This window comes from Bacillus sp. B.PNR1, from assembly GCF_030386235.1.
In the GTDB taxonomy this organism is placed as follows: domain Bacteria; phylum Bacillota; class Bacilli; order Bacillales; family Bacillaceae; genus Bacillus; species Bacillus stercoris.
The window spans coordinates 1,025,340-1,050,778 of the sequence record NZ_JANYMN010000001.1 but is presented as its reverse complement, the minus strand read 5'-3'; the positions used below and the strand labels follow the sequence as shown (position 1 = coordinate 1,050,778).

Here is a 25,439-nt window from a genome sequence, read left to right as displayed (position 1 = left end):
TTAAAGATCTTTCACCAAATTTTCGATGCTAGATAATGCAGACAACGTTAATTCCTTATTGCTGAAATCACTCAGCGTTTTTTCGCGTGCTTTTTTCTGTGAACAATGCTCAATCGTCTCGATAAGATGCCTGTGAAAACGATCCATAAAGCACTCAATCGAGTGTTTGCTGAATACTTGGGTGTATACCGCTTTTACGTGAAGCCGTCCGTCTGTAATGAGAGCATTGATGTCCAGCTCATATTCTCGTTCTCTCTCACCCGCTATTTCGTAACGGGGCTGGTAATATGACAATTGAAACGTTTCAGCTTCCTTCTCTTCGCTAAATTGGCCGAGATAATTAAAGCTGACCTCAGGCTCTTTATGGCGCAGTTCTCCTATGTGTGTTAACAATCCGTAACCAGTTCCTTTGTTTGGGACTCTTCTCAGCATATCTTTTGTCATCTTAATTCGGTATGCGAGCGGATCCTCGAAAGGCTCGGGAATACCCATGTCTAGCAGAATAGGATAAATGGAAGTAAACCAACCAACTGTCCGTGAAATATCAATGTTTGGCACATGCCCTTCTCTACCGTGTCCCTCAGTGCTAATCAGGATTCGGTCATGCCCTGTCCATTCAGAAAGCGCCATTCCTAAAGCTGTAAGCAAAAGTTCGTTGACATCAGTGCCATAGGCTTGCTGAGTTTCAAACAGCAATTTTTCAGTCCAGTCCCCGGATAGCACAAACGCTTGTGCATCGCTGTTCATTTGGAGTCTGCCCGGCACATTTTCTATGTCCTTAGGAAGAAAAGCAGTGTGAGCGTCTAAAATCGTTTGCCAATACGTTTTTTCTGAAAGCAATTGTTTACTTTCAGCTATTTGGGCAAGACCATTGGCGTAGGACAAATAAGAATCGGTTTTTGGCGGCAATCGGATTTCTTGTTTTTCTAAAGCCTGCTGATATGCCGCCGCTAAATCCTCAAGCAGAATCCTCCAAGAAACACCATCCATCACTAGATGATGAAGCGCAATCAAAAGATGATCCCCTTCTGACGTTTTAAACAAACCTGCTTGCAGCAGAGGCCCTTGTTGTACATTCATTTTGCTTTGAATGACGGTTTCCTCAGCCGCTAGTTTTTCATCAAGGTGAGTCCTTTCCAGCGATGCTTTTGTCCAATCTGAAATATAAAGGCCAAATAGTTCATCATCCTTGTGATTGATTCCGCGATTAAACGGAATGACATGGCCGCTTTGGTCATGCTGGAAAATCATGCGAGTGGCATCATGATGCTCGGTTATTTTACGCAGCGCTAGACGAAGCGCGTTAGCATTGAATCCTTTGTCACTGAAAAGCATGACGGACTGGTTGTAATGATAGTGAAAAGCATGGACCTGTCCGAAAAATCTTCTCTGAATCGGGGTGAGTTCAGCTTCACCTTCCACAGGTCCCTGGTCCGCTTGAGATGCCAATGGTGTGATATGTCCGCATAGTTCCTGAATCGTTGAATAACGGAATAAGTCGCGTATAGTCATGCTCCAGCCTTCAGCTGCCAGACGTGCTGCCACTTGTAATGCTTTAATTGAGTCTCCGCCAAGCTCAAAAAAGGAATCGTGAATGCCGACTCGTGACATGCTCAGTACATCTTCCCATATATACGCCATCGTTTTTTGTATGTCGTTAACTGGTGCGGAATATGGACGCGATAACACATTATTTGGAGCCGGCAAGGCATTTCTGTCCAGCTTTCCGTTTAGAGTCAGCGGCATGTTTTCTAAAGGAATCAGATGTGCAGGAATCATATACGCTGGCAGCTCCTTTGTTAAAGCAGCACGGAGAGCATTCGTATTGACATCTGAAGGCACAATGTATGCTGCCAAACCTGCATGTCCATTCTTATCATGCTGAACGGCAACAACAGCTTCTCTGACAAGCCCCGTTTGAAGCAGAACACTTTCAATTTCTTCTGTTTCAATTCTGTATCCATTTATCTTCACCTGATAATCCATTCGGCCAAGAAGCCGGATCGTTCCGTTCGGAAGGAAGCAGGCGCGATCGCCGGTTCTGTACAGCCTTTCTCCAGAGACAAATGGATTTTCTGTAAATTTCATTTTCGTTAAGTCAGTTTTATGATGATAGCCTTTCGCAACACCTGCCCCGCCGATGCACAGCTCGCCGGCAACACCGATCGGCTGAATTTGATCAGTCTCGCTGAGTACGTACATGCGTACATTCGGCAGAGGGCTGCCGATTGGTACGGTATCGCCCGTACACTCTTCACCCATACTTGTTTCATAAAAGCTCGAATCAATGGTTGCCTCTGTGACACCATAGCTATTGATGATGCGCATGCTTTGACCAAAGCGGTCTGTCAATGTTTTGAAATCTTGAGCTTTCACCATGTCGGAACCAAGAATCAGTATGTCTAGGTCAGGAAGCTTGAGCTTGTTACGGTATATATACTCCATAAGCGGGATAATGAGAGCCGGTGTTGACTCCATTATCGTAATTCGCCGGGCGCTCATGATTCCATATAATTCAGCAGGTTCCAGCCTCTTTTCATCTGAACAAATGATTAGCGTCCCGCCGTTTATCAATGATCTCGCCAAATCTCCTGAAAAGACATCGAATGAAAAGCTCGCGATTTGAAGCAGTCTGACAGGCTTCCGATCAAGCTCATAAATTTGACGCCAAGCAAGAGCAGCATGAGTAAAGTTCTGATGGGTGACAATCACACCTTTAGGCGCACCCGTCGTTCCTGACGTATAAATGATATATACCTCCTCTTCAGGAGCAGGAGATAAGTTAAGGTTGCAGTTACTTTCTTCATAAGAGCTCTCATCGTCAAGGCAGATGTGAGACATCTCAGATTCAGGCGAGTTCGAAATCAAATGCTCCAACTCTCTCTGTAAAAGAAGAATATCTGCCCCGCTATCACGAAGAATGTATTCAATACGAGCTTTTGGATAGTGTGAATCGATTGGGATATACACTCCGCCAGCTTTCATCACTGCCAGCACGCCAACAATTGCATCAATGGACCGCTTGGCTAAAACTGCCACAGTTGGCTTCGGACCTTTTCTGTTTTGCAATGTTCGTGCCAGACAATTGGCTCTTTCATTTAGAAGCCGATAGCTAATCTCTGTTTCGTTATCAATAACAGCTATATGTTCTGGAATTTCTTCAGCTTTCGCCTCAAATATGCGATGAAAAGGAACATCACTTTGAGCAAATTCAACTTGAGTTTTGTTAAATGTAGTGAGAATTTTTTGTTTTTCTTTTTCACTAATTATATTTATTTGTGAAAGCCTTGTTTCAGGATTAGAAATGACCGCATGCAGTAATTCGATAAAATGAGCTGCCCAGCGTTCAATCGTATCTTTCAGGAACACTTCTGTACTAAATTCCAATTCGCAGCATACGGCTTCATCTGTTTCGGTTGCTATTAACGTGATATCGAATAAAGAAATGTGATGTGCGAATGTTGCAGGCCGGACTGTTATCTCTTCGAGATCCATCTCCTGCTTTTCCATATTTTGAAGGATAAACATCGCATCAAATACTGGATTCCGGCTCATATCCCTTGTCAATTCAAGCTTATCGACAAGCTCTTCGAACGGATAATCCTGATGCTCATAGGCTTCCAATGCAGTCTCGCGCACTTCCCGCAAATACTGTACAAACGGCTTCCCGCCCTCCGGGCGTGCCCGCAGCGCCAGCGTGTTCACAAACATGCCGAGTATCGGCTCCAGATCCTTGTGCGGCCGGCCGGCAATTGGCGAGCCGACGATGATATCTTCCTGTCCGCTTAAGCGTGACAATAACGCTGTGTAGGCCGCAAGGAGCACCATGTACAGTGTGCTTCCGTTCTCCCGTGCCAGCTTGTGAAGCCCTGATGCCGCTTCTTGATCAAGCGTAAAGGAGACCTTGTCACCCGCAAAGCTTCGCACCGGCGGGCGGGGTTGATCAGCCGGGAGATCCAGCACCGGCAGCTCGCCCTCGAGCTGCTTCAGCCAGTACGCCTCCTGCGTTTTGTACGTGTCTCCTGTTTTGAATCCTTCTTGCCATACGGCATAATCTTTATATTGAATATGAAGCGCCGGAAGGGCCCGGTTGTTGTACAGCTCTCCGAATTCCCGAATCAGAATGTTGACGGAAACACCGTCTGAAATGATGTGATGCATATCAACCAGCAACAGGTGCCGCTCATCTGATACCTTTACGATTTGGGCACGGAACAGCGGCGCTTGGCTGAGATCAAACGGCTTGATAAACGCGGCTGCGGCCTCCTGTTCGGTTTGGTCGCCGAGAACTGTCGTCTGTAATGTGAACGGCACCTCGTCATGGATGCGCTGCACCGGCTCACCGCCTCCATCCTGTTCAAAGGAGGTCCGCAGCGATTCGTGGCGCTTGATCAGCTCTTTGAAAGCCCTGTCCAGCCTTTCTGGATCAAGCTTCCCTTCCAGTTCTAATACAGCCGGCATATTGTAGCCGGTCCCTCCGTCCTCCAGCTGCTGAAGGACATAGATCCGCTTTTGGGCAGATGAAACCGGATAGGTCTCACGCTGTTCCGTCGGCTTTATTGCTTCATATGGACTGTCCGTTCCTTCACGGATAACAGAAGCCAGTCCTTCTATCGTCGGATGGGCAAACACATCTTTCAGCGGCACCTGTACATCAAATTCTTTTGAGATTCGGGAGACAAGCGCCGTTGCTTTTAAGGAATGTCCCCCGCGGTCAAAGAAGTTGTCGTGAATCCCGACAGGGCCGTTTTTCAGGACGTCTTCCCACAGCTGGGCAAGCTTCATCTCGGTCACATTTCTTGGCGCTGTGTAGGTCTCTGCATCTGCCGCTCCGTTAGGAGCTGGCAGGGCGTTCCGGTCCAGCTTTCCGCTTGGCGTAACCGGCCACTGTTCCATCTCGATCATATGGGCTGGGATCATGTAGCCCGGCAGCCGTCTCTCAAGCTGCGCCCGCACTTCGTTTCTCGGGAGTCCTTCTATATAAGCGCATAATTCCGGCTCGCCGCTGTCTGTCCGTACGGTAACGGCCGCCTCCCTGACGCCTTCTATGCTTCTAAGCGCCGCTTCAATTTCTCCAGGCTCAATCCGGTAGCCGCGGATTTTCACCTGATCATCCGTGCGGCCGAGGAATTCCATATTCCCGTCAGGGAGCCAGCGGGCTATATCCCCTGTTTTGTACATGCGTTCCCCCGGGTAAAACGGGTCCTCAAGAAAACGCTCCTCCGTTAAGGCCGGCCGATTCAAATAGCCTCTGGCCACACCCGCTCCGGCAATGTACAGTTCGCCTGAGACACCGATAGGCTGTACGGCTAAATGGGGATCTAAAACATACAAACGCGCACCGGGTACAGGCTTCCCGATCGGAATCCGCAAGCGGTCCCTGTCCCGCTCTGGGTCGAACACGTAGAATGCCGCGTCAACCGTTGCTTCTGTCGGCCCATAGCCATGGATCAGCGATACCTCAGGCAATAAAGAAGCAAATCGCGCTGCCACACGGGGTGCAAGCGGTTCACCTCCGGCGAATACACGCTTCAGGCTTGTCCCGTCACTTAGTGTTGCGATTTCCGCTTGATCGAGAAAACTGTTCAGCATAGCCGGAATAAAATGAACCGTTGTCACGTTTTCCTGATGAATGGCTTTTACGATCAATGCCGGATCTTTCTCCCAGCCCGGAGGAAGCAGATAAGCCGAAGCACCGGAAAGCGACCACCAAAACAGCTGCCACACAGACGCATCAAAGGAAAAAGAGGTTTTCACCATAACAATGTCATCTTCCTGAAGCGGAAACTGGTGCTGCATGCCGGTCAGAAAGGAAACAGCCTGGCGGTGCTCGACGGCTACCCCTTTTGGCTGCCCGGTGGAGCCAGACGTATAGATGACATAGGCGAGAGATTCGTCGCTAACAGAAGCAGACATATGACGTTCTGTTTCTTCACGCGCAAGAGATAACATGTCAACCTCAAGCGTCTCTCCAGAAAAGCTCGGCGCAAAACATCCTGGCTGTGTCAGCAAGAGAGCCGCCCCGCTGTCTTTCAGCATGTAGCTCAGCCGCTCTTCTGGATACTCAGGATCAAGCGGCAAATACGCCCCGCCAGCTTTTAATACAGCAAGTACAGCGATCAGCATGTCAGGTGACCGCTCAGACAAAACACCTACGATGCTTTCCTTTGAGACGCCGCGTGCCGCAAGGCGGGCAGCCAGCCGGCTGGCATACATGTCAAGCTCAGCATACGTCAGCGAACCGCCTGAAAATCGAATGGCTGTCCGTTCCGGTGTGAAAGCCGCCTGTCGTTCAAACAGACCGTGCAAAGTTGGGGCTTCAGGCGAAACAGCTTCTGTCTTGTTATACTCATACAACAATTTTTGCTTTTCTCTTGTATTCGTCATATCTAATTCTCTTATAAAGCTGTACGGTTGTTGAAGGGCGCTTTCCAGTAAGGTAAGCAGATGGTGTTGAATACGTTTAATATCCTCAAGAGAAAACAAGGTATTTTGATAGTCGAAATTTAATTGTATGGTTCCGGTGTCTACACGTTCCTGTATCTGAACAGAAAGCTCATTCGCGGTGTATCCGCTGAAATACAGCGCTGTTTCATAGTCAAAACCATCTGCATTATGCCACTGAAGTGGCTGATACTGCATAGATATACCGATAAGGTTGTGTAAATCCTTCTGTTCATTTCTTAATTCATTCACAAGCAAATTATAAGGAAACCGTTGATGACGCATAACGGAAAGCTGTTCCCTGCCTATTCTGCGGACAAAGGAAAGAAAATCTGTGTCAGGATCAACCGTTATTCTGATTGGAAGAGAACTGACGAACATGCCGAGCATTTCTTTTTCAGCCTTTGACCCTCTGTTGCCATAATAGGTGCCAATGGCAAGATCTTTTTTAGAAGTGATTCGGCTGATGCATATGTAAAATGAAGCCATAAATAAGGAAATGATATTGATCTTGTGTTCTTTACAGAAGATTCGAATCGTTTGCTCTAGATCAGGTGAAAGAATAATGGTGTCTCTGGATGCGGCTGTGCTCTGTTTTTGTAAGGACGTCTGGCCGGCTAACGAGTGATATTCCAACGGGCGCTGAAAGGTTTGCGTCCAAAATAAACGATCCTTTGCAAAACGTGAAGATTGTAGATATTGACTCTCTTTTTCAATATAGCTCAAGTAAGAAGGCTCCGGCTGATCTGGTAAAGGATCTTTCTTCTTTATTTTTTGATAAAGATCTATAATTTGATTTCCCATCACATTTAAAGAGATTCCATCCATGATGATGTGATGGAATTTCGCGAACAGCCAAACTTCATGAGAGTCAATTCTGAGGAGGTAAAATTGATAAAGAGGTGAGTTGAACAGTTTAAATGGGATTCTCGCTTGATCTTGTATCCATTGCTCCATTTCTATCATTTCAACATTTGAAAAATCTATTATTTCAAGTGAAACGTATTTATATTCAGTAAGGTACAGTCGCGGTTCAGGCTCTTCTCCTTCTAGCAGCTGAAATCTAATGGCGTCGTTGCGGGCGACGGAATGATTCAGTGCTTCCTCTAGGGCCTCAAGATCAATATCGCCCCTGAATTTCACGCAGGCGGTAAGATTGCAAATGCTAGTACCTGGCTCCAGCAGTTCGGTAAACCACACTCTCCTTTGGGCATGGGTTAAAGAATAAGTATGTACGTTCAACGGATTCCCTCCAGTTCTCATAATAAGAGGATAAAAAAGTAGAAAAAAGCAGAAAAATGACAATAAAAGAAATTATATGCCTGTATAATCCATATATGCACTATATTAACGGATATTTTTTAAAGTACAATAAAAAATATTAAATTTTTATAACATTTTTTTGAATATAGTATTATTTCTTTATTTTTAGTTTCCTTTTTTATCTAATTTTCGGATATAAAGTGATAAAAGTATGGTTTCACGTAAGGTCTTACACACTATTTTTTGATCAAACTAATTTGCTTTTGTGATAATTCTTCTAAGGTTCGACAGGGCGTTGTTACAGACATAAAAAAACCTGTTTTCTCTTGGAAAACAGGCCTGATACCATTATTGATTTGCTAAAACGACAGCAATTTGATCCTCAATATCTTTTCCATCCTCTTCATCAATCAATCCGTTTAGCAGAATAGAGAAAACAAGCTTTTTTCCGCTCTTTGTTTCTGCGTAACCAGATAGAGAGCTGACCGTACTTAGCGATCCGGTTTTTGCTCTTACTTTTCCTTGTGCAGGAGTATCTTTCATGCGGTTTCTCAGCGTTCCGCCTACCATTCTGTCAGGATTGCCTGCAACAGGTAAAGAATTTAGATAAGCCGAGAACCAACTCTGATCTTGAATGTCGTATAACAGCTGTGAGAGTTGATCTGAGGATACAGCATCAATATGTGAGATTCCTGATCCATCCCTTAAGATGAGTGATTTGGAATCAACACCAAATTCCGGAAGCGTACTGTTTAACACTTCGAGCCCCTTCTCCCAGCTTCCCTCTCCTTTTTTCACTTTCCCCATCTCTTTTACGAGTACTTCGGCATGTCCGTTATTACTTAATTTCATGAACGGCACAAAGAGTTTCGATAAAGGCATTGAGCGATGAGCGAGCAGCACGTCTGAAGAACCAGGTGCTGCACCCGTTTTGACGTCCCCTTTCACAGTAATCCCTTGTTTTTTAAGTGCCTGCTTAAATAAATCTAAGGCATATCCGGCAGGCTCCCAGACAGAAATCCATTCCTTTGTCTTGTTTGCGTCAACCGGCACGCTCCCTTCAATTGTAATCGTGTTTGTTCCATGCTCTCTTTCGATCGTGAGGTCTTTCTTTGAGCCGGCCTCTGTCGTTTCGGCATCATTCTTAATCGTTATATAATCGGTTTTCGGAGAGACAGAAACAGCAGGCTTTTCTCCTTCTTTTTTATTTGGGGTGACTTCAACAATCACAGTGCCTGCATCATAGTCTTCATTCGGAGACGCTGTTAGAGCGGAGATTGGCGCACCGTAATATGTGTATTCATCGCTCCAAGGCATATCAGGTGATAATCGCATGTCATCATACCACGTATCATCACCGATCAGATTGCCTTTAATTACTTTTACGCCGGATTCTTTTAATTTCTCAGCCATTTTGTCAAAATCAGATGGTAAAAGTGTCGGATCTCCCTTCCCTTTCAAATAAAGGTTACCATTCAGCTTTTTCCCTTTTAGTGCGCCGTCCGTCCGGACCTCGGTTGTAAAAGAATAGTTCTCGCCAAGGACAGAAAGTGCCGCAGCCGCTGTCAATAGCTTTAGAGAAGAAGCGGGCCTCATTCGGGTGTCTCCTGAATGTTCATATAGAACAGCACCTGTTTCCGCGGAGCGAACGGTGATGCCGGCCATTGCGCCTTCGAGTGCAGGATGATCAGCTAAAATCTTATCAATCTGCCCGGAAAGTGCACCTTGTTTTTCAGCGGCAAGCGCAGCCTGATGCATATAAGGAACCGAAGCAACGACGAAAAGCAGTAAAACAGCAACATAAACCTTTATGCTTTTTTTCATTAATTACCCCGCCTCTCTGCGCTTCATCATTGGCTATTGATGATTCAGTTCAATGGTGATACTGCTTTTGGCTGTCGTTTCTTCTCCCGGCTCCAGCACTTGTAAACCAGTGAGTGATGAAGGTAAATCAAGATTCACGGCGTTTGTCACCCATGTGTAAGGCTCAGGGCACAAATACCCTTGTTTTCCGTCCGCATTGTATACAACCCATTGTTTAAACTGTGCATCTGCCTTATAAATAATGCTTATATGTGCATGCTGATGATAAATGACTGCCTGATTTTCTCCGCCTCTCTTCTGATAAGAAGATAAAAAGACATCATCCAGCTGCTTGTGGCGCAAATCTATTCCTTCATGCAAAGCTTCTTTATACGGTACATCCATCAGTTTCCCGGTCGGCAGCAAGCGTTCATCTAATTCCCATTGCTGATCTGCTGTCAGGGAGAATAACGAGCTTTCTGCCGGAAATACAAATGTAGTATGATAACCAATTCCCCAAGGAAACGCTTCCTTTCCTTTGTTCATGACCGTCGCATGTTTAAATAGGGTATTCCCCTTGATTGTGTATGTCATCCGAACGACGGCATGATGAGGAAATTGCTTCTGCACATGGGGGAGCTCAGAAAGATCAATTTCTGTTTCAACAATCACTTCTTCATCAGTTTGCTTCGTGGTCACGACATTCCACTTTTCATGGTAAAGAAACCCGTGAAGATGGTTGTGTTTATCCTTCTCGTTGATATCAAAATGATACGTTCTGCCCCGGAAACTGAATGTTCCGTCACTTATGCGGTTAGGCGGAAACAGGATTGGAATGCCATACAATGTTGGTGTATCGTGAAAACTTTCTGCTGTTTCCGGTTCACGCAAAAGCTGGACTTTTGTTGTTTTGTCCACGAGTGAAATGACGTTGCTCCCCCACTCGGGGACAACAATCATTTCTAGATGTTCGTTGCCCGCTTTGATGGCCGGCGTTCCCAAATACGTGATGTTTTCAATAAAGTTTGCCATGTATACTCAACCTCTCCTTGATTCATTGCTAGTATAAGAATTCAATGTACTGTGCCATATTTCCTCCATTTTATGTTCCCCCCTATCAAATAAAAAAACACCGTTCAAACTCATGAACGGTGTGATTCGGGTGACTATTGGATGAGACGTGTGATCTGTTTCTTTTTCCACACGAATTGATAATACCCATAAATCAACAGCAGGCTGACGGCAAACGCAGCCGGATAGCCAACCCAGACGCCGAGTATTTCAAGCTTTGTGTAGTGAGAAAGGACGAAGGCGACAGGCACCTCAACTCCCCAGATCGAAAATATACTGATAACGGTCGGCCATAAAACCGTTCCGCTTGCCCGCATCGTTGCGGAAATGATTTGGGCATTTCCAAACAGCAAATAGCTCCACAATGTAATCATCAAGAGACGGTGCGCAATGTAAAGCGTCTCTTGCTCGGTTAAAAATAACGCTAAAATCTGATGTGAAAAAACATAGATCAAAATGATCAGTACGCCGCCAATGATATAATTCAGCCAAATCCCCACGCGAATGACCTGCTTTAAGCGGTCAAATTCGTTCGCGCCAATCGATTGCGCAGCGAAAATAGAAACCGCGATACCAAGGCTGACGGCTGGCATCTGTACATAGCTGGCCACCTGGTTGACCACTCCGTATGCAGCTGTTGCATTAGAGCCGTAATGATTGACGAATGAAATAACCGCTATCTCTGATAATGAGACAAGAATCATATTGATGCTTGCTGGAATCCCAAGACGCAGCAGGAGAGCCAGCAGTTCCTTATCCATTTTCAAATAACGCCGCACTGTTTTATCAAATTGCAGCGGGTGTTTTCGTTTTCGTAAATACACCATTAACACAAGAAAAGTCGCAATCGTGGAAATGACAGTTGCATATGCCGAGCCGTATATGCCCAGTTTCGGAAGACCAAACATGCCAAGGATTAAGACAGGCAAAAGGGAGATGTTGATAACCGTACTCACAATCAGTGTATAAAACGGTGTCTTGGAATCTCCTGTTCCCCGCAAAAAGGTAGTATATGCAAAATATAAAAACATAAACGGCATAGCGTAAAATAAAATACGTGCATAGTTAGCGCTGACATGAATGACATTTTCAGGCGTGCCCATTAAACGAAGGATATCCAGGGTGAAAATACTGCCGATAACGGCTAACACAACGCCTAATAAAAATGTAAACGTGAGCGTCGTCCCGACAACAGCCTTTAGCCGTTCTTCATTTTTCGCCCCATAGGCTTGTCCGATCAGAATCGAGCTTCCTGAACCAATCCCAATCGTAAATGAGATTAAAAGAAAAAATAACGGGAAAAAGGATGATACAGCTGCCACTGCGTCAACACCGAGCCATCTGCCTACAGCCATCATCCCGACAAGCTGGCCGACTGATTGCAGCACATTGCTCAGCAGAAGAGGCACCAAAAAGAGTGACATAGACCGCCAGACTGATGGTTTGCTTTTCTCTTGAGTTACATGAGGTTCTTGTGATGTTTCCATATTGAAGGACTCCTTTATTTGAATTCGTTTTGAACATGCCCTCATTTTTTGACAAAAACAGGAGATGCAACATGTTATTATTCATCACTGTATATATGAAACCCTTCCCGATTCTTCTCATTTTACACATCTTTTTAGCTTATGAAGAATAAGCTAGCAAGTAATGGCGTATTTTTTGCGAGTAAAAGAATAAAAAATAATTTATGCAAAACTATTGTAATCTGGACGTAATTATTGTAACATTTGTAACATAAGAGAAAGAGATTTTGAAGGAGAGAGCGATAATGAAAAAATGTCTTCTATTTCTAACAACCATTGCACTTATTCTGTCATTAAGCACAAATGCATTTGCGAAAAATACATCAGGCGATTTATCACAAAAACAAGCACTGCAGCTGGCGTTATCCGCAAGAGAACATTTTTGGAACACAATGAGCGGCCACAATCCAAAGGTGAAAAAAGCAGTTTGCCCGTCCGGCACATTTGAGTATCAAAATCTTCAATATGTATACATGTGCAGTGATCTAGGCACTAAAGCAAAAGCGGTGAATTACCTAACTCCTATTTTTACAAAAACAGCAATCGAAAAAGGCTTTAAAGATTATCATTTCACTGTTTCAAAAGGAAAACTCGCTGTTCCGATCGGTGACGGAGACAACCTTTTAAATTGGAAAAAATCAACCGCTAAACTGATCTCTAAAAAAGGCAGCACAATCACTTACGAATTTACCGTTCCTACTTTAGACGGATCCCCTTCTGCAAAACGGAAAGTGACATATGTGAAAGAAAATAAAAAGTGGAAAGTTAATCAATTTGACGCAGTTATATAAGAAAAACGCCCTGCATAAGCGGGCGTTTTTTACTTGTGAAAAAAGAAAGACAACAGGCGAAAAGTGCCTGTTGTCTTTCTGTGAATATAACGCTCTAGGAGAGATTCGAACTCCCGACCCGCAGTTTAGGAAACTGCTGCACTATCCGCTGTGCTACTAGAGCTTTTGGTATTTATATAGTAGCTCTGATGATCAATATTTTCAAGCGATTTGTATTAAAGCCCTCCAAAAACCTTATACGCGGCTCTTGTCGTATCTTCATCAATACCGATATACCGCATTGTAATTGAAGGTGATGAATGATTCAGTATTCTCTGCAGCTCGGCGATGTCTTTTGTCCGCTGATAAAAATGATAGCCAAACGTTTTCCGGAGTGTATGTGTCCCTATCTCCTCAAGTCCGCACGCCGCAGCTGCCTCTCTTAAAATTCTGTAGGCCTGAATGCGGGAAATCGGCTTTCTGGTCCGCACAGATTTAAAAAGATATTCGTTTTCCTTCATATCTTTCGTATACTCGTATATTTCCTGTTTAAGTGACTCTAAAATAAGAATCTTTCTTTTCTTTTTCGTTTTGCTTTCAGTCGCCCATAAATGATCTTTATGTTTAACGTCCTTCACTTGCAGCGGCAGAATATCAGAAATGCGGAGCGCGCTGTTGATGCCGAAAATAAACAGAAAATAATCCCGCTTGTTTTTGTTAAGCAAATACTGTTTGACTTCTTGGATTTTCTCTAAACTGCGAATCGGCTGTACAATATGCATCAAAAAACTCCTTAAAAACCTTTATGTAACGTTTTGAGGCTTATGTTACTATTATAGCTGAAAAACCTTGAATGTCAAAGCGTGACGGTATTTATGTAACATAATATACATAGTGTTACATAAGCATGTGAGTAAGCTTCTGTAAACCTTCTTCCTTTTAAACGGCCTTTAGATCCTCTTATAAAGCTTTTAATCTCTCAGATACTTATCCCCCTAGTTATGATCAAAAAGCCTCTTAAAACGAAATCTGACGTTCCTGATTTTTCAGCGTTTCTGCAAAAACATACAAAAAAAGACACAATTTCAAATTGTGTCCTAATCTTCATCCTTTACATCAATATCTTCCGGGATTGGTTCATTTAATATTTCCTGCACAAGTGCTTTGTAATTCTCCAGCTGTTCGAGATGCGTTTTGAACTGCTCCTTATAAATCAAAAATTGCTCCCCGTCATGAACGGCCCTGATTTTTCCTTCGAGCACCAAGCTTTTAATATAATCCTCTGAAAGATTTGTATATTCTGCTGTTTCTTCAATCGTTAAATACATATAGCAGTCCCTTCTTCATCCGTATGCTGATTCTAATATAGCACATGGCTCATATCAATATAATCAATTTTGCACAGAAAAACGGCTTTATGTACTATATAATATACCATTTGTCACTTGTGAAAACGCTGTAATTTTTTTACGCTAAGATTGTAACAATACAGCTTCATATAGGAGGGAGAACATGAAAAGAACGTGGAACGTCTGTTTAACAGCTCTGCTTAGTGTTCTGTTAGTCGCTGGAAGTGTCCCTTTTCACGCGGAAGCTAAAAAACCGCCCAAAAGCTACGATGAGTACAAACAAGTAGATGTCGGAAAAGACGGCATGGTTGCGACCGCACATCCTCTCGCTTCTGAAATCGGTGCTGATGTGCTGAAAAAAGGAGGAAATGCCATTGATGCAGCGGTCGCTATTCAATTCGCACTCAATGTAACGGAGCCGATGATGTCAGGCATTGGCGGTGGCGGTTTTATGATGGTGTATGACGGAAAAACGAAGGATACAACGATAATCGACAGCCGTGAGCGTGCACCAGCAGGCGCAACCCCTGACATGTTTTTGGATGAAAACGGCAAAGCCATTCCTTTCTCTGAACGTGTGACAAAAGGTACTGCCGTTGGTGTTCCAGGCACGCTGAAAGGGCTGGAAGAAGCCTTGGATAAATGGGGAACCCGTTCAATGAAGCAATTAATTACCCCTTCTATTAAACTCGCTGACAAAGGCTTCCCGATTGATTCAGTGTTGGCAGATGCCATTTCTAATTACCAGGAAAAACTGTCACAGACAGCCGCAAAAGATGTATTTTTGCCAAATGGCGAGCCGCTGAAAGAAGGCGATACCCTTATTCAAAAAGATTTGGCCAAAACGTTTAAACTGATTCGCTCCAAAGGCACTGACGCTTTTTATAAAGGAAAATTCGCCAAGGCGCTTTCTGACACTGTCCAGGATTTCGGCGGATCAATGACGAAAGAAGATTTAGAAAATTACGACATTACAATTGATGAACCGATTTGGGGAGACTATCAAGGCTATCAAATCGCTACCACTCCTCCTCCAAGCTCCGGTGGTATTTTCTTATTGCAAATGCTGAAAATACTTGATGATTTTAACCTTTCACAATACGATGTCCGCTCATGGGAGAAATATCAGCTGCTTGCCGAAACGATGCATTTGTCTTATGCCGACCGTGCGTCATACGCTGGTGATCCCGAATTTGTAAATGTTCCTCTCAAAGGCCTGCTTCACCCCGATTATATTAAAGAACGCCAGCAATTAATCAACCTAGATCAAGTGAATAAAAAACCGAAAGCCGGCGATCCTTGGAAATACCAAGAAGGATCAGCAAACTATAAACAAGTCGAACAGCCGAAAGATAAAGTAGAAGGCCAAACAACCCATTTTACAGTTGCAGATCGATGGGGAAATGTTGTTTCCTATACAACAACAATCGAACAGCTATTCGGAACGGGTATTATGGTCCCTGATTACGGTGTTATTTTAAACAATGAATTAACGGATTTTGATGCGATACCAGGCGGAGCCAACGAAGTACAGCCAAACAAACGGCCTTTAAGCAGCATGACCCCGACGATTTTATTTAAGGATGACAAGCCTGTCCTCACGGTTGGATCTCCTGGCGGGGCCACAATTATTTCATCAGTTTTGCAAACCATTCTCTACTATATAGAGTACGGTATGGAATTAAAAGCGGCTGTTGAAGAGCCGAGAATTTACACAAACAGCATGAGCTCTTACCGTTACGAAGACGGAGTTCCTAAAGATGTCCTCAGCAAGCTGAACGGCATGGGCCACAAATTTGGCACAAGTCCGGTGGATATCGGAAACGTGCAAAGCATATCGATCGACCATGAAAACGGCACCTTTAAAGGCGTAGCTGATTCAAGCAGAAACGGCGCAGCGATCGGCATTAATTTAAAACGCAAATAAAAAGAAAAAACTGTACTCGCTTCAAATGAGTACAGTTTTTTTATGCCCATCTTTAAAATAAAAACTGATAAACGGTTTTATTCTGCCAATGCAGTGTATCAGACCAGAAATCCAACACGTCTATCTTCATCTTTTCATTTCGTGTATCTCATCAAGAAATGTCTGGAACGCACTCGTAATAAAAAAGTCTTTCCTGTATATAAATACGATCTCTACGTCTTGATATGCTGCTGGCAGCTGATGAATCCATACATTCGTTCGATGCTCGGAGCAATCAATAGCGGACCTTGGGAGCAGCGCCGTACCCATCCCGGCGGAAACTCCTTTTATAATCGCCTCCAATGTGCCAAACTCTATGATTTTTTGGTTGGGTATGCCTGCTTCCTCCAGTAATCTTTTGACCCTGTCACGATGAGAACAGCCTGCTCCAAAAAAGAGCATCGGCTGCTGAAGCATATCCTCGGCCGACCCTTCTCGTGATGAAATCAAAACTAATTCATCATGGGAAACATGGATTTGTCTGACAGCAGTGTGCTCAACCGGTCCATATACAAAAGCGCCATCAACTTGATGATCAAGAACCTGTTGAATCAGATGATGTGTATTAGCAGTGTTCACCGATAAATCCACATCAGGAAAACGTCTGAGGAAGGAGGCGGCATGTTCGGGCAGATGCGTTACCGCCGTCGTTTCTAGTGAGCCGATCCGCAAAGGCCCTTTCGGATGCCGGCTCATCTGTGCCGATTTTTCAGCTTCGTCTAACAGCAATAATACTTGATCAGCATATTGCAAAAGATTTTCTCCCGCAGCAGTCAGCTTCATCCCGCGATTCGTTCGATGAAAAAGCCTGATATTCAAATTTTCCTCAAGGTTATGTATTCTGGCTGTCACATTCGATTGAACATAATTCAGCATTTGCGCTGCTTTCGTTATGCTTCCTTCACGGGCCACAGCCTGAAAAATCTTTAAATCTCCGCTTTCCACGGGCTCTCACCTACTTGCTATGATTAAAAGTGATAGTGGCTATCATATTTGTTCATTTTACTCGAAGAAAACTGCTGAGTAAAATATGTAAAGATATGAAAATACAATTCAATGAGGAGGAAGACAACATGAAAGCTGTAATTCACAATGGAACAACCGGACTGCAGGGATTATCATTTCAAAACGTCCCTGCGAAAAAGCCTGGATATGGAGAGGTAAAGGTAAAATTAAAATCCGCGGGTCTGAATCATCGTGACCTGTTTCTCATGAAAGACAAATCTGAACAAGATCCTCACGTGATACTCGGTTCTGACGGCGCCGGTCTCATTGAAGAGATTGGTGAAGGCGTGAAAAATGTTACTGTTGAAACAGAAGTCATCATTTTCCCGACATTAAACTGGGAATTAACAGAGAATGTTCCGCCTGTACCTGAGATTCTGGGAGGTCCTTCTGACGGAACACTTGCTGAATATGTGATCATTCCTTCACAAAATGCAATCAAAAAACCTCCTTATTTATCTTGGGAAGAAGCGGGCGTTTTACCTTTATCCGCTTTAACTGCATATCGGGCCCTGTTTACGAAGGGACAATTGAAAAAAGACGAGCATCTATTGATACCCGGCATCGGAAGCGGAGTTGCAACCTACGCTTTATTGATGGCGAAGGCGATTGGGGCAACAGTAAGCGTGACCTCCCGCAGTGAGGAGAAAAGAAAAAGGGCGCTACAATTAGGTGCTGATTACGCATTTGACAGTTACAGCAATTGGGATGAACAGATGCAGGGAAAAAAGGCTGATGCTGTTCTTGACAGCATAGGCCCTGCCCTCTTTTCGGAATACTTCCGTCATGTAAAGCCGAATGGCCGCATTGTCAGCTTTGGGGCAAGCTCAGGGGACGATCTCAGTTTTCCGGTGCGTTCTCTATTCTTTCCGCAAATCAATGTTTTGGGAACTTCGATGGGAAGCGGTGAGGAATTTCGCGATATGCTCGCTTTCATTGAAAAACATAAGCTGAGACCTGTAATCGACCTCACATATCCTTTAGAAAAAGCATGTGATGCATATAAAAGAATGCAGGAAGGCAGGCAGTTTGGAAACATTGGGATCGTAATGGAATAAAAAAAGAAACCGGCTGGCAACCAGACCGGTTTCTTTTTTTATATGATAATCCCCTTTATTTACGGAAGAACTGAACTCCCCATCAAATACCGATCCACTTCACGCGCTACTTCACGGCCTTCATTAATCGCCCATACGATTAAGCTTTGGCCTCTTCTTGCATCCCCTGCGGCGAATACGCCATCGATATTTGTTTGATAATCCCCATATGCTGCACTGATTTTGTTGTTTACAGAATCCACACCGAACTGTTTCAACAGCGGCTGTTCTGTGCCTTCAAAGCCGATAGCGATAAAGACAAGCTGAGCAGACCATACTTTTTCAGTTCCAGGCAGCTCGCGGAACTCGTATTTTCCATGCTCATTTTTCACTTTTTCCATTTGGATGGTATGGAGCTCCTTCAGCTGGCCATTTTTATCCGCGACCATTTTTTTCGTTTGAATGGAGTATTCCCTCGGATCTCTTCCGAATTTTGCTTCCGCTTCTTCATACGCATATTCAAGCGTAAAGACGTGCGGCTGTTCAGGCCACATATTGTCATTCGTGCGGGCTGGCGGAAGTTTTGGATGTTTGCCGAATTGATGCACGCTTTTGGCTTTTTGTCGCAGAGCAGTAGCTACACAGTCAGCTCCTGTATCTCCGCCTCCGATAACGATGACATCTTTCCCTTTGGCGTCAATGAATTGCTTGTCTTTAAAATTAGAATCTAAATAGCTTTTCGTTGCGAGCGTCAGGTAATCCATCGCGTAATGGACTCCTTTTGAGTCGCGCCCTTCAATTAAGAGGTCCCGCTGCTTTTGAGCGCCTGTGCACAGGATCACAGCATCAAATTGCTCCTTTAACTCATCCGCTGTTATGTCAACACCGATTTCTGTGTTCGTGACAAAATCAATTCCTTCTTGCGTCAGTAATTTAATTCGGCGTTCTACAATGCCCTTCTCAAGCTTCATGTTTGGAATGCCGTATGTTAAAAGGCCGCCCGCTCTGTCTGCTCGTTCAAAAACAGTGACGGAATGTCCCGCTTGGTTCAGCTGGTCAGCACTCGCCAGTCCGGCTGGGCCTGACCCGACAATGGCCACTTTTTTGCCTGTTCGTTTTTTAGGAATTCTAGGTTGAATCCAGCCGTTCTCAAATCCTTTGTCGATAATGGTTCGCTCGATATTTTTAATTGAAACGGCCGGGTCTGAAATCGCTAAAGTGCATGACCCTTCACAAGGGGCAGGACATACCCGCCCTGTGAATTCAGGAAAGTTGTTTGTTTTCAACAGACGTTCCAATGCTTCTTTCCATCTGCCCCGGTAGACAAGATCATTCCATTCAGGAATTAAGTTGTAAATCGGACAGCCGGATGTAAATCCGTTAATGTCCGCACCGATCTGGCAAAACGGTGTACCGCAATCCATACACCGCGCCCCCTGCCGTTTCGATGCTTCTTCTGAAAAAGGAGCAGAATATTCTTTCCAATCCTTTAAGCGAGTGAGAGGGTCCCGCTCAGCAGGTTTTTCTCGTTTGATCTCCATAAATCCAGTTGGTTTCCCCATGTTCCTCTCCCCTTCCTTACTGTACTACCGCTTGTTTTTGTCCAGCTGCTGTATTCTGCTTTGGCTTCGTGTTGGCCTCAAAAGCGAACATGATGGCTTCTTCTTCTGATAAACCTGCAGCTTTTTGCTCTTCGATGCTCGCAAGCATTTGTTTATAGTTTTTCGGAATGACTTTAACGAATTTTTTCACGCTGTCTTCCCATTGAGCAAGCAGATCTTGTGCTTTTTGGCTGTTTGTATACGCAGCATGTCTTTTAAGCATTGCTTTGATTTGCTGGATTTCTTTCTCATCCTCTAATGATTCAAATAAAATCATCTCAAGGTTGCATTTGCGTTTAAAGGCTTTGGCATCTTCAGCCAATACATAAGCGATTCCGCCGGACATACCTGCCGCAAAGTTTTTGCCTACATCACCGAGAACGACAACGCTGCCGCCAGTCATGTATTCACAGCCGTGGTCGCCGATGCCTTCTACAACTACGTTCACACCGCTGTTCCGAACGGCAAAGCGTTCACCAGCACGTCCGTTAATATATGCTTCTCCGCTTGTCGCACCGTAAAAAGCAACGTTGCCGATAATGACATTGTCATCCGAAGCAGAGTTGAATTCTTCTGGTGACTTGACGATGATTTTTCCGCCAGAAAGCCCTTTTCCGACGTAATCATTTGAGTCTCCGTCCAAATAAAGTGTCATTCCTTTAGGAACGAAAGCTCCAAAGCTTTGGCCGGCTGATCCAGTAAAGTGCAGCTTGATCGTATCTTCAGGAAGCCCTTCTTCTCCGTAGCGCTTAGAGATCTCACTGCCGGTTATCGTTCCGGCTACACGGTTTGTATTATTGATTTCAATCGATATATCAGCTTCTTTTCCAGATTCGATGGCTTCTTGTACTGCCGGGAGAATCGTTGTGATATCTAGCGATTGATCAATTTTATGATTTTGCGGTGATTGGAACGTCCGTACGCCTTCAGGCTGATAAAGAAGTGTAGACAAATCTAGCTGGCTTGCTTTCCAGTGCCCCTTCGCCCGTTCACTTACATGAAGTGCATCAGTGCGGCCGATCATTTCATCAAATGTCTTGAAACCTAACGCGGCCATGTACTCACGAACTTCTTCAGCAATGAACAGCATATAGTTCACAATATGGTCGGGATCCCCCATGAACTTTTTGCGAAGCTCTGGGTTTTGTGTGGCTACACCGACAGGGCATGTATCCAAATGACAGGCACGCATCATGACACAGCCGAGTACAACTAACGGAGCCGTTGCGAAACCAAATTCTTCTGCACCGAGCAAGGCAGCCATCACAACGTCGCGGCCCGTCATGAGCTTTCCATCCGTTTCTAATACAACACGGTCACGAAGGCCGTTAAGCATTAATGTTTGATGTGCTTCTGCAAGACCAAGTTCCCATGGTAGCCCTGTATGTTTAATACTGGTTTTCGGAGAAGCACCTGTACCTCCATCGTAGCCGCTGATCACAATGACATCTGCAGTCGCTTTGGCCACACCTGCAGCAATTGTGCCTACGCCTGCTTTTGACACCAGCTTTACGCTGATTCTTGCATCACGATTGGCATTTTTCAAGTCGTGGATCAGCTGGGCTAAATCCTCAATTGAATAAATGTCATGGTGAGGAGGAGGTGAGATTAAACCGACACCTGGTGTTGACCCTCGGACATCGGCAACCCATGGATATACTTTGTTTCCAGGCAGCTGACCGCCTTCACCCGGCTTAGCGCCTTGAGCCATTTTAATCTGCAGCTCATCAGCATTAACAAGGTAATGGCTTTTGACACCGAAACGTCCTGATGCAATTTGTTTGATCGCACTTCTTCTATCATCGCCGTTCACATCCGGAACAAAACGTTTTGGATCTTCTCCGCCTTCACCGCTGTTGCTTTTTCCTCCAAGACGGTTCATTGCGATGGCTAAAGCTTCGTGTGCTTCCTTACTCAAGGACCCAAATGACATCGCACCCGTTTTAAAGCGTTTGACAATCGATTCAGCGGATTCAACCTCTTCCAGCTTCAAAGGCTTGCGGTTTCCGTCAAATGCGAACAAGTTCCGCAAAAATCCGATGCGTTCTTCATCTGCCGCTTTTGTATACTGTTTAAACAGAGTGTAATCATTTCTGCGGCAAGCCCATTGCAAGGTATGAATCGTTTTCGGGTTAAACGCATGATGCTCTCCGCCATTTCTCCATTGGAAGTCACTTCCCGGTTCAAGCGTTTTGCTGTAATCATCCTGATACGCTTCCCGGTGACGGCGCTGCGCCTCTTCTGCAATTGTTTGTATATCGATGCCTCCGAGCTGTGATGCAGTACCTGTGAAATAGCGGTCGATCACATCACGGCTGATTCCTACCGCTTCAAAAATTTGGGCGCCTCTGTAGCTTTGTACGGTTGAAATCCCCATTTTGGACATGACTTTTACAACACCTTCAGTAATGCTTTTCCCATATTTGCTGACCGCTTCTTCATAGCTGATATCCAAACGGCCTTCATCAATTTCCTGCTTGTAGGTCGCATAAGCGAGATAAGGGTTAATCGCATCTGCGCCATAACCGATTAATGCTGCAAAGTGATGCACTTCACGTGCTTCTCCCGATTCCACAATAATGCTGACTTTCGTACGCAGCCCTTTGCGGATTAAGTGCTGATGCAGCGCGCTTACTGCCAGAAGCGGCGGAATTGGTGTCAAGCTCTCATTCATCTTTTTGTCTGATAAAATTAACAGGCTTACGCCTTGACTGATGGCTTTCTCTGCCTGTGTGAACATGTCCTTTAATCCGCGTTCAAGATCCTCTGAAAACAGCACATCGATTTTTTGGCTTTTTAAATCAGGATGAACAATCGTTTTCAATGCGTAAAACTGTTCATTGGATAAAACAGGTGTATACAGTTTAATCCGGCGAACGTTTCGTTCACTTGGGTGAAGAAGATCGCCTTCCGCACCGAGCCATGTCATCGTTGAAGTGACAAGCTGCTCACGAATCGCGTCGATTGGCGGGTTCGTTACTTGTGCAAACAGCTGCTTAAAATAGTTAAACAGTGATTGCGCGCGATCGGAAAGTACAGCAAGCGGCGCGTCATTCCCCATTGAACCAAGGGGGTCTTTGCCTTCTTTAATAACAGGAATGAGATATTTTTGGATATCCTCATATGTGTATCCGAATGCCTTCTGGCGAGTTAGAAGATCAGTAAATTGTTCTTCCTCTCTTGATTCCGGATCAGGATTCACTTGGACAAGCTCTTCTTCTAGCCATTTTTGGTACGGGTATTCAGTTGCAATTTGTGTTTTGACTTCTTCATCGGAGATAATCCGGCCTTCTTCCAGGTCAATTAAAAGCATTTTCCCAGGCTCAAGACGGTTTTTATATAAAACGTTCTCCTGTTCAACGTCAATAACGCCTACTTCAGATGAGAAAATAATATAATCATCTTTTGTGACATAATAACGGGCCGGACGGAGACCATTCCGGTCAAGGATTGCGCCGATTTGTTTTCCATCAGTAAATGAAATGGCTGTCGGTCCGTCCCAAGGCTCCATCAGAGAGCTATGGTACTCGTAGAACGCTCTTTTTTCCTTAGACATATGCGTATTTTCCGTCCAAGGTTCAGGAATGAGCATCATTGCTGTATGTGCCGGTTTGCGTCCAGCCATCACAAAAAACTCAAATGCGTTATCTAAAATGGAAGAGTCACTGCCGTCAGCATTGAGAATCGGCAAAATTTTATTTAAGTCCTCACCGAAGCTTTCAGATACAAATTGCTGCTCACGTGCTCTCATCCAATTGATATTTCCGCGAAGGGTGTTAATTTCACCGTTGTGAACCAAATAGCGGTTAGGATGCGCTCTTTCCCAGGTAGGGAATGTGTTGGTGCTGAAGCGTGAATGAACAAGCGCAAAAGCTGAAACGAATGCTTCATCTTGCAGATCAGAATAAAACGCATCAACCTGTTCAGGTGTTAAAAGGCCTTTGTAAACAATGGTCTGGCTTGAAAGACTGGCAAAATAAAAATCAAAACCTTCCATTACACCCCAGTTTTCAGCCTGTTTACGAATGACATACAACTTTCGTTCAAAAGATAAATTGTCCTTTAGGTCAGAGCTTGCGCCGATAAATACCTGACGGACAAACGGACAGCTTTTTTGTGCCACTGTTCCGATTTTTCCGACATTTACAGGTACAGTTCTCCATCCAAGAACGACTTGGCCTTCTTGTTCGATCAGTGCATTGATTTGCTTTTCAATTTTTTTTCTTTCATCTTCTTTCTGCGAGAAAAAGACCATTCCTACCCCATAACGTTCTTTTTCCGGCAGATTGATGTCTTTGCACTCTTTTCTAAAGAAAGCATCAGGGATTTGAACCAGTAAGCCGGCTCCGTCTCCTGTATCCGGATCACTGCCTTGCCCTCCTCTGTGGTCCAGTTGGCAAAGCATCTTAAGTCCTTGTTTGACAATGTCATGAGTCTGCTTGCCCTTTAAGTGTGCGTATAGGCCGATTCCACATGCATCATGTTCAAATTCAGGACGGTAGAGACCTTGAGCTTTTGGCATTTGATTGTACGTCATAATTCCTCTCCCCCGATCAATTTCCGATAATACCGGTCATAAAATCTAACAACTCTATAATCATTGTAGGTTTTCAAAACGATATAAACAATATATAATTTAGATCAAAAGAATCTCAAAATGAGATAGATGGATGTGAGACAAACATGGAGTTGCGCCAACTGCGTTATTTTATGGAGGTGGCTGAAAGAGAACACGTTTCAGAAGCTGCTGATCATTTGCATGTGGCCCAATCAGCAATCAGCAGACAAATTGCCAATCTTGAAGAGGAATTAAATGTGACCTTATTTGAGCGTGAAGGGAGAAATATCAAACTCACGCCAATCGGGAAAGAATTTTTGATTCATGTGAAGACCGCAATGAAAGCCATTGATTATGCAAAAGAACAAATTGATGAGTATCTTGACCCGCACCGCGGAACGGTAAAGATCGGATTTCCTACGAGCCTCGCCAGCCAGCTTTTGCCGACTGTCATTTCAGCGTTTAAGGAAGAATATCCGCACGTCGAATTTTTGCTGCGCCAAGGCTCCTATAAGTTTCTGATTGAAGCTGTCAGAAACCGCGATATTGATCTAGCCTTATTAGGGCCGGTGCCGACGAATTTCTCTGACATAGCGGGGAAAATTTTATTCACTGAAAAAATTTACGCGCTTGTTCCATTAAATCATCCGCTCGCTCAACAAAAAACGGTTCATTTAATCGATTTACGCAACGATCAATTTGTATTGTTCCCGGAAGGATTTGTACTCAGAAAAATGGCAATCGATTCCTGCAAACAAGCCGGCTTTGCTCCTCTCGTTTCAACGGAGGGTGAGGATTTGGATGCTATCAAAGGATTAGTGTCCGCAGGAATGGGCGTTACCCTTCTGCCTGAAAGTACGTTTGCTGAAACAACACCTCGTTTTACTGTGAAAATTCCAATTGAGTTCCCTCAAGTGAAACGGACTGTCGGAATCATTAAACCGAAAAATAGAGAGCTTGCGCCTTCTGCGAATGATTTTTATGAGTTTGTCATTCAATTCTTCTCTAAGCTGGAGCAGTATCAATAAAAAAATGAACCCGATCTT

13 protein-coding genes and 1 tRNA gene are annotated in these 25,439 nt (G+C 44.4%); 4 read left to right on the top strand and 10 right to left on the bottom strand.

The genetic code is table 11. From position 1 onward, the window contains the following. From NZD81_RS05805 to NZD81_RS05790, 4 genes are all read right to left on the bottom strand, one after another. Entirely contained in the window at nt 1–7,686 is a 7,686-nt protein-coding gene (locus NZD81_RS05805) for a non-ribosomal peptide synthetase (RefSeq protein ID WP_289859697.1), read from the bottom strand. Between the two features lie 369 nt (nt 7,687–8,055). Next, complete coding sequence (gene dacB / locus NZD81_RS05800; protein ID WP_282372234.1) at nt 8,056–9,531, bottom strand: D-alanyl-D-alanine carboxypeptidase/D-alanyl-D-alanine endopeptidase; 1,476 nt, start codon at nt 9,529–9,531, stop codon at nt 8,056–8,058. Between the two features lie 33 nt (nt 9,532–9,564). Further along, nucleotides 9,565–10,542, bottom strand: a complete 978-nt coding sequence (gene galM / locus NZD81_RS05795; protein WP_069839364.1) for an aldose 1-epimerase — start codon at nt 10,540–10,542, stop codon at nt 9,565–9,567. Between the two features lie 134 nt (nt 10,543–10,676). After that, on the bottom strand, nt 10,677–12,068 hold the full coding sequence (locus NZD81_RS05790; protein ID WP_014664169.1) for an MATE family efflux transporter: 1,392 nt from the start codon (nt 12,066–12,068) through the stop codon (nt 10,677–10,679). Between the two features lie 284 nt (nt 12,069–12,352). Between NZD81_RS05790 and iseA the strand changes: the two genes are divergently transcribed. Then, nucleotides 12,353–12,898, top strand: a complete 546-nt coding sequence (iseA, locus tag NZD81_RS05785) for a DL-endopeptidase inhibitor IseA (RefSeq protein ID WP_014664171.1) — start codon at nt 12,353–12,355, stop codon at nt 12,896–12,898. 90 nt (nt 12,899–12,988) lie between these two features. On the opposite strand, the gene NZD81_RS05780 is transcribed toward iseA, so the two are convergent. The 3 genes from NZD81_RS05780 to NZD81_RS05770 all read right to left on the bottom strand — a co-directional run bounded on the left by NZD81_RS05780 (nt 12,989) and on the right by NZD81_RS05770 (nt 14,205). Beyond that, nucleotides 12,989–13,061: transfer RNA gene (locus tag NZD81_RS05780), tRNA-Arg, on the bottom strand. A 52-nt stretch (nt 13,062–13,113) separates the two neighbouring features. Continuing rightward, nucleotides 13,114–13,659, bottom strand: a complete 546-nt coding sequence (locus tag NZD81_RS05775) for a site-specific integrase (protein ID WP_014664172.1) — start codon at nt 13,657–13,659, stop codon at nt 13,114–13,116. A 315-nt stretch (nt 13,660–13,974) separates the two neighbouring features. Beyond that, the gene (locus NZD81_RS05770; RefSeq protein ID WP_003231472.1) at nt 13,975–14,205 is read right to left on the bottom strand and encodes an excisionase family DNA-binding protein; all 231 of its coding nucleotides are present in this window, start codon (nt 14,203–14,205) and stop codon (nt 13,975–13,977) included. Nucleotides 14,206–14,389: 184 nt separating this feature from the next. Here NZD81_RS05770 and ggt point away from each other — a divergent pair, with 184 nt between their 5' ends. After that, nucleotides 14,390–16,153: a gamma-glutamyltransferase gene (ggt, locus tag NZD81_RS05765; RefSeq protein WP_282372236.1), complete on the top strand. Its 1,764-nt coding sequence runs from the start codon at nt 14,390–14,392 to the stop codon at nt 16,151–16,153. A gap of 126 nt (nt 16,154–16,279) precedes the next feature. Here ggt and yofA read toward each other — a convergent pair whose 3' ends face one another. Further along, the gene (gene yofA, locus NZD81_RS05760; RefSeq protein WP_103032137.1) at nt 16,280–17,137 is read right to left on the bottom strand and encodes a LysR family transcriptional regulator YofA; all 858 of its coding nucleotides are present in this window, start codon (nt 17,135–17,137) and stop codon (nt 16,280–16,282) included. 128 nt (nt 17,138–17,265) lie between these two features. Here yofA and NZD81_RS05755 point away from each other — a divergent pair, with 128 nt between their 5' ends. Next, a complete protein-coding gene (locus NZD81_RS05755) occupies nt 17,266–18,255 on the top strand; it encodes a zinc-binding dehydrogenase (RefSeq protein WP_282372238.1) in 990 nt (329 codons plus the stop codon). 59 nt (nt 18,256–18,314) lie between these two features. Here NZD81_RS05755 and gltD read toward each other — a convergent pair whose 3' ends face one another. Together gltD and gltB are read right to left on the bottom strand one after the other, a co-directional pair. Beyond that, complete coding sequence (gene gltD, locus NZD81_RS05750; RefSeq protein WP_103032139.1) at nt 18,315–19,796, bottom strand: glutamate synthase small subunit; 1,482 nt, start codon at nt 19,794–19,796, stop codon at nt 18,315–18,317. A 16-nt stretch (nt 19,797–19,812) separates the two neighbouring features. Next, nucleotides 19,813–24,372 carry a glutamate synthase large subunit gene (gltB, locus tag NZD81_RS05745; protein ID WP_282372239.1) on the bottom strand — a complete coding sequence of 1,520 codons (4,560 nt, stop codon included), beginning with the start codon at nt 24,370–24,372 and terminating at the stop codon, nt 19,813–19,815. 146 nt (nt 24,373–24,518) lie between these two features. Here gltB and gltC point away from each other — a divergent pair, with 146 nt between their 5' ends. Beyond that, nucleotides 24,519–25,421: a glutamate biosynthesis transcriptional regulator GltC gene (gltC, locus tag NZD81_RS05740; RefSeq protein ID WP_014664178.1), complete on the top strand. Its 903-nt coding sequence runs from the start codon at nt 24,519–24,521 to the stop codon at nt 25,419–25,421. The last annotated feature ends 18 nt before the right edge of the window (nt 25,422–25,439 follow it).